At 74.7% G+C, this 5898-nt stretch carries 4 protein-coding genes; 2 read left to right on the forward strand and 2 right to left on the reverse strand.

Annotation, left to right across the window (positions count from 1 at the left end):
* Positions 1-22: 22 nt before the first annotated feature.
* Positions 23-1195: a xylose isomerase gene (gene xylA / locus ACFV8H_RS32495; protein ID WP_380407133.1), complete on the reverse strand. Its 1173-nt coding sequence runs from the start codon at positions 1193-1195 to the stop codon at positions 23-25.
* A 50-nt stretch (positions 1196-1245) separates the two neighbouring features.
* Positions 1246-2922: an IS200/IS605 family accessory protein TnpB-related protein gene (locus tag ACFV8H_RS32500; protein WP_380407135.1), complete on the reverse strand. Its 1677-nt coding sequence runs from the start codon at positions 2920-2922 to the stop codon at positions 1246-1248.
* Positions 2923-3067: 145 nt separating this feature from the next.
* Between ACFV8H_RS32500 and xylB the strand changes: the two genes are divergently transcribed.
* A complete protein-coding gene (gene xylB / locus ACFV8H_RS32505) occupies positions 3068-4498 on the forward strand; it encodes a xylulokinase (protein WP_380407137.1) in 1431 nt (476 codons plus the stop codon).
* A gap of 72 nt (positions 4499-4570) precedes the next feature.
* Positions 4571-5728: an ROK family protein gene (locus tag ACFV8H_RS32510; RefSeq protein ID WP_380407139.1), complete on the forward strand. Its 1158-nt coding sequence runs from the start codon at positions 4571-4573 to the stop codon at positions 5726-5728.
* Positions 5729-5898 lie beyond the last annotated feature (170 nt).

Genomic DNA, 5898 nt, shown 5'->3' on the forward strand with positions numbered 1-5898 from the left:
ACCCGGCTCTTCGCGGCTGAGGTCAGCGGGCGCCGAGGAGGTGCTCCAGGGCGAGCTGGTCCAGCTGCTCGAAGGCCATGCCGCGTACGGCGGCGGCGTCGACGTCGAAGTCCTCGAAGGCGGAGCGGTCCGCGAGCAGCCCGGCCAGGCCGTCCCCGGCCGTGGGCAGGGCCAGCTCGGGCAGGCGGGAGGCGGCGAGCGCGGCCCGCACCTCCGGGTCGGACCGGAAGGCGCGGGAACGCTCGGCCAGCAGCAGGTAGTTGCGCATGCAGCCGGCCGCCGAGGCCCAGACGCCGTCGAAGTCCTCGGTGCGCGGCGGCTTGAAGTCGAAGTGCTTGGGGCCGGCGTAGCCGGCCGACTCCAGCAGGTCGACCAGCCAGAAGGCCTGCCGCAGGTCGCCCGCGCCGAAGCGCAGGTCCTGGTCGTACTTGATGCCGGACTGGCCGTTGAGGTCGATGTGGAACAGCTTGTCGTGCCACAGGGCCTGGGCGATGCCGTGCGGGAAGTTCAGCCCGGCCATCTGCTCGTGGCCGACCTCCGGGTTGAGGCCGACCCGCTCGGGGCGCTCCAGCTCGTTGATGAACGCCAGGGCGTGGCCGACGGTGGGGAGCAGGATGTCGCCGCGCGGCTCGTTGGGCTTGGGCTCGATCGCGAAGCGCAGGTCGTAGCCCTGCTGCTCGACGTACTCGCCGAGCAGGTCGAAGGCCTCCTTCAAGCGGTCGAGCGCGGTGCGCACGTCCTTGGCCGCGCCGGACTCGGCGCCCTCGCGCCCGCCCCAGGCGACGTAGACCGAGGCGCCGAGCTCGGCGGCCAGGTCGATGTTGCGGATGGTCTTGCGCAGCGCGTAGCGGCGCACGTCGCGGTCGTTGGCGGTGAAGGCGCCGTCCTTGAAGACCGGGTGGGTGAACAGGTTGGTGGTCGCCATCGGGACCTTCAGCCCGGCGGCGTCCAGCGCGGCGCGGAACCGCTTGACGGCCTCCTCGCGGGTGGCGTCGTTCACGCCGAAGGGGATCAGGTCGTCGTCGTGGAAGGTGACGCCGTAGGCGCCGAGTTCGGCCAGCCGCTGCACGGTCTCGACCGGGTCGAGGGCGGGGCGGGTCGCGTCGCCGAAGGGGTCGCGCCCCTGCCAGCCCACGGTCCACAGGCCGAAGGTGAACTTGTGCGCGGGGGTGGGAACGAGCTGGTCGCTGGACATGGAGCGGCTCCGGATCGGATCCAGGGGTGTTTGTAATGGCTCTCAACAAACTAGTATGCCGGAACGTCAGAAGGAACCGTTCCAACCAAGTGATTCAGGAGTGAGTCTTGGACCCAGGTCTGATCACTGCGTGCATCCCGAACGGTGGTGGATGCCCGGCTGGTCGCCCGCGTTCTCGTTTTCCCCGTTCGGGCGCGCGCATCGTGTGCGCGGTCCGTGGCGGGGCGGCGGGTCTCCTCAGGCCCCCGGATGCCCGATGGGGCCTGGGCGGTCCGATGCCCGAGACGATCACTCCGGTCGTCATGGGGCGGTGCCGTCCGTCGCCGGATCGGGTGTCCGAGGGCGCGTCGCCCGATCGCGACGGCGGCGCTGTCGTGTCGGGTGGTCTTACGGGTGGGTGTCGCGAGCGGCTTCTGCCAGTGCTGTGCGCCCCATCGGGAGGTGTAGGCGGGGTCCACGGCGACGATGACCAGGTCCAGCTCGGCGGCCATGGACACGAGCCGGGCACGGAGCCTGCCGGTGGGGATGCCGGAGACGAGCTGCCGGAAGCGCTTCTTGCGTCCGTGTTTCTCGCGGGTGGTCTCGGCGGTGAAGTCCAGGTTTTCCAGGCCGATCGCCGTCACGCCGCACCGCTTGGCCCAGTGCAGCAATTGGCTGATGGCGTGGCGGATCTGGGCGTCGCGGTGGGTGGCGGTGCCGGTCAGGTCGTAGGGGAACCGGTGGGGGTCGCCGACCGGGTTGCCGTAGTGGTCGAGGTGCCAGGCGGCGAAGTGGTCGGCGTTGGTGTCCGCGCCGACCATCCCGGCCGCGCGGGCCACGTCCAGCGGCATCGTTTGGACGATGGGCCGGGTCCAGGAGGCGTCCAGGTACCAGCGGCCCCGGGTCACGTCCAGGTGGATTCGGTAGGCGACCGCCCGGTTGCCCTCGATGCGGTCGCGCCATTCCTCGCCCCGGTGCGGGAACGTCACCCTTGTGGCCAGGACGTACCGGCCATTGGGGGCGTTCGCCAGATCCGCCATCGGGCCGGGCAGCTTGATGCTGATCCCGCCGTCGGGGGTCACCCGGATCGTCTCGTTCCCGAACCGCTTCCCGGACTCCCCGTCCGCTGCGAGGAACCAGCGGGACGCTTCCCAACGTTCCCGCCACCGGGTCTCGGTCAGGTTCGCCGCCGCCAGGTGGTGCCGAGTGTTCAGCAGCTTCCGCCCACCCCGCACCACACGCACGCGACCCGCCTCACGATCGGCCGCGACCTGCGTGCGCCGTTCCTCCAGCGCCGCCAGCCGGCGGGACTTGACGAACCACTCCTGCCTGGAACGGTAGCCACCGGGTGCATGCCCGGTGCCCTTCTCCCCGACCGGCAACGACAGGCGATGCCGCAGCATCCGGACGCCCGCGTCCAGCGAGTCCAGGTGGGCGGCCTGCCCACGGCGCGACAGCGCCCACTGGTCATGCGTCGCCTTCGTGACCGAACCGGCCCAGCGCGACGACGACTCCACCGTCAGGTCGCGCTTGCGCGCGGCCCACGTCCCGCTGCCGTGCTCCAGGCCGTCCGCGCAGCGTGCCTTCAGGTCCTTCGACGCCAGCGCCCCCATGTGCGCGCCGACCAGCCGCAGTACCTTCTCATCCCCGGGCGCGAGGCCCTTGAGACGATCCCGAACCGTCACGCCCGACGGGCCGAGGGAAACAAACGGCACGTCGATCCGCCGCAGCTTCTTCGGCCCGGTCACGCTGCCCTCCCTCCCCGTCAGTGCTACCACCCTCGCACGCACCACTGACAGTCATCGATCCAAGGCAGTCCGTGATCGACGGGTGTCTGTGTGCGCCAAGACGGCTTCGATCCCCAGCAGTTCATAACCCCTTCCGGAGGAACGCATGGCTGAGCAACGTGTCGTGATCGGCTTCGACAGCTCGACCCAGTCCACCAAGGCCCTCGCCGTCGACCTCGACACCGGCGCCGTCCTCGGCCAGGGCCGCGCCCCGCACACCGTGAGCACCGGCGTCGGCCGGGAGAGCGACCCCGAGCAGTGGTGGCGGGCGCTCGGCGAGGCCGCCGCGGCCACCGGCTGGGCGGACCGCGCGGCCGCCGTCTCGATCGGCGGCCAGCAGCACGGCCTGGTCACCCTCGACGCGTCCGGGGCGCCGGTCCGCCCGGCACTGCTCTGGAACGACGTCCGGTCCGCGCCCCAGGCCGCCGCACTCCAGGCCGCCGTCGGCGCGTCCGAACTCGCCCACCGCACCGGCAGCGTCCCCACCGCCGCCTTCACCGCGCCCAAGTGGGCCTGGCTGCGCGCCAACGAGCCCGCCGCCGCCGAACGCGTCGTCGCCGTCCGGCTGCCGCACGACTTCCTGACCGAGCGGCTGACCGGCGAGGCGGTCACCGACCGCGGCGACGCCTCGGGAACCGGCTGGTGGGGGCCGGACGGCTACGACAAGGACGTCCTGGACCGCATCGGCCTCGACCCGGCCCTGCTGCCGCAGGTCCTCGCGCCGGGCACGGCGGCCGGCACCGTCCGCCCGGGCACGGCGCTGCGCGCGGGCACGCCGGTGGCCACCGGCACCGGCGACAACATGGCCGCCGCCCTCGGACTCGGGCTGCTCCCCGGGCAGCCGGTGCTCAGCCTCGGCACCTCCGGCACCGTCTACGCCGTCGGCCGCACCCGGCCCGCCGACCCGACCGGCACCGTGGCCGGCTTCGCCGACGCCCTCGGCGGCTGGCTGCCGCTCGCCTGCACGCTCAACTGCACCCTCGCCGTCGACCGCTTCGCCGTGCTGCTCGGACGCGGCCGTGAGGAGGTCGAGGACGGCGGCACCGCCGTCGTCCTGCCCTACCTGGACGGCGAGCGCACCCCGGACCTCCCGGGCGCCTCCGGTCTGGTCCACGGGCTGCGCCACGACACCACCCCCGGCCAGCTGCTCCAGGCCGCCTACGACGGCGCCGCCCACGCCCTGCTCGCCGCCCTGGACCGGGTGCTGAGCGCGGGCGGCGCGGACCCGGAGGGCGGTGAACCGCTGCTGCTGATCGGCGGCGGCGCCCGCGGCCGGGCCTGGCAGCGGACCGTGCTGCGGCTCTCCGGCCGGGCGGTCCAGGTGCCCGAGGCGCAGGAACTGGTCGCGCTCGGCGCCGCCGCCCAAGCGGCCGCGCTGCTCACCGGGGAGCCGGCCGACGCGGTGGCCCGCCGCTGGCGGACGGCCCACGGCCCGGTGCTGGAACCGGTCGCGAAGGACGAGGAGGCCCTGGCGCGGATCACCGATACCCTGCGTCGGGCCGGGGCCTTGCAGGGCGCCCCGGCCGAGGACCGGTAGGAGGAGCAGCGCGTGACGGTGGTCGGCAGGGTGAACGGGAGTGCCTCGATCGGGCCCGCGTCGCAACAGGACATGCGGCGGCAGAACCTCGCGGTGGTCCTCGGGGCGGTTGCCGCGCACAGCCCGCTCTCCCGCGCGGACGTCTCCGGACGCGTCGGGCTGACCAGGGCGGCCGTCTCCTCGCTGGTCGACGAGCTGATCGGGCGCGGCGCGGTCACCGAGGCGGCGGCCACCGCCAGCGGCCGCCCGGGCCGGCCCGGACGGGCGCTGGCCGTGAACGACGCGGGCCCGGCGGGCCTCGGCCTGGAGATCGGCGTCGGCCACCTCGGCGCGTGCGTGGTGGACCTGCGCGGCGAGCCGCGGGTGTGGCGCCGGGAGGAACGGGCGAACGCGGGCCGCCCGGCCGGGGAGGTGCTGGCCGAGGCCGCCGCGCTGGCCGCCGCGGCGGAGGCGGAGGCCGCCGCCCTCGGGCTGCGCGTCGAGGGCCGGATCCTGGCCGTGCCCGGGGTGGTGCCGAACGACCCCGCCGGGCTGGTCGAGCGCGCGCCCAATCTCGGCTGGCGCGGTGTCCGGCTGCGCGACCACTGGCCGGACGCGGACACCCTGCCCGAGCCGGAGAACGAGGCCAACCTCGGAGCACTGGCCGAGTGCTGGCATGCCGGGCAGCCGGCGGAGACCTTCGTGCACGTGTCCGCCGAGACCGGGATCGGCGCCGCCCTGGTCATCGACGGAGTGCTGTTCCGGGGCGCCCGCGGCTTCGCCGGTGAACTCGGCCACCTCCCCGTCCATCCGGAGGGCCCCGACTGCGCCTGCGGCTCCCGCGGCTGCCTGGAGCAGTACGCGGGCGAGGCGGCGGTGCTGCGCGAGTCCGGTCTCGGGCAGCACGGCCCCGGCGACCCGGTCGCCCTGCTGGCCGAACGGGCGGGCGCCGGGCACCCGCCGACCCTGGCCGCGCTGGACCGCGCGGGGCGCGCCCTCGGCCTCGCCCTCACGTCCGCCGTCGACCTCATCGACCCGGACGCCCTCGTCCTCGGCGGTGCCTACGCCGACCTCGCCGACTGGCTGGTGCCGTCGGTGCGCGCCGAGTTGGCCGCCCGGGTCACCCTGCGGTCCTGGGCCCCGGAGGCGCTGCGCCCGTCCGCCCTGGGGCGGCGCGGGCCGCTGCTGGGCGCGGCGTTGACGACGGTCCGCCGGATCATGGCGGACCCGACCCTGCTGCCCGTCGGCTGACGGCCCCGGGCCGTTCGTCGGCCTGCCCTCGTCGGCCTGCCCTTCGTGGGGGTACCCGCGGGGGGGGTGCGACGCAGGGGGCGGGGGCGGGGGGCACCCGGGCACGCCGGTCGGGGCGGGGGTGTTGTAGGGGGTGGAGCGGGGGGGGCGCGCGTCCGGTAACGCGCGGT

It is taken from the genome of Kitasatospora sp. NPDC059827 (assembly GCF_042731675.1).
Lineage (GTDB): Bacteria > Actinomycetota > Actinomycetes > Streptomycetales > Streptomycetaceae > Kitasatospora.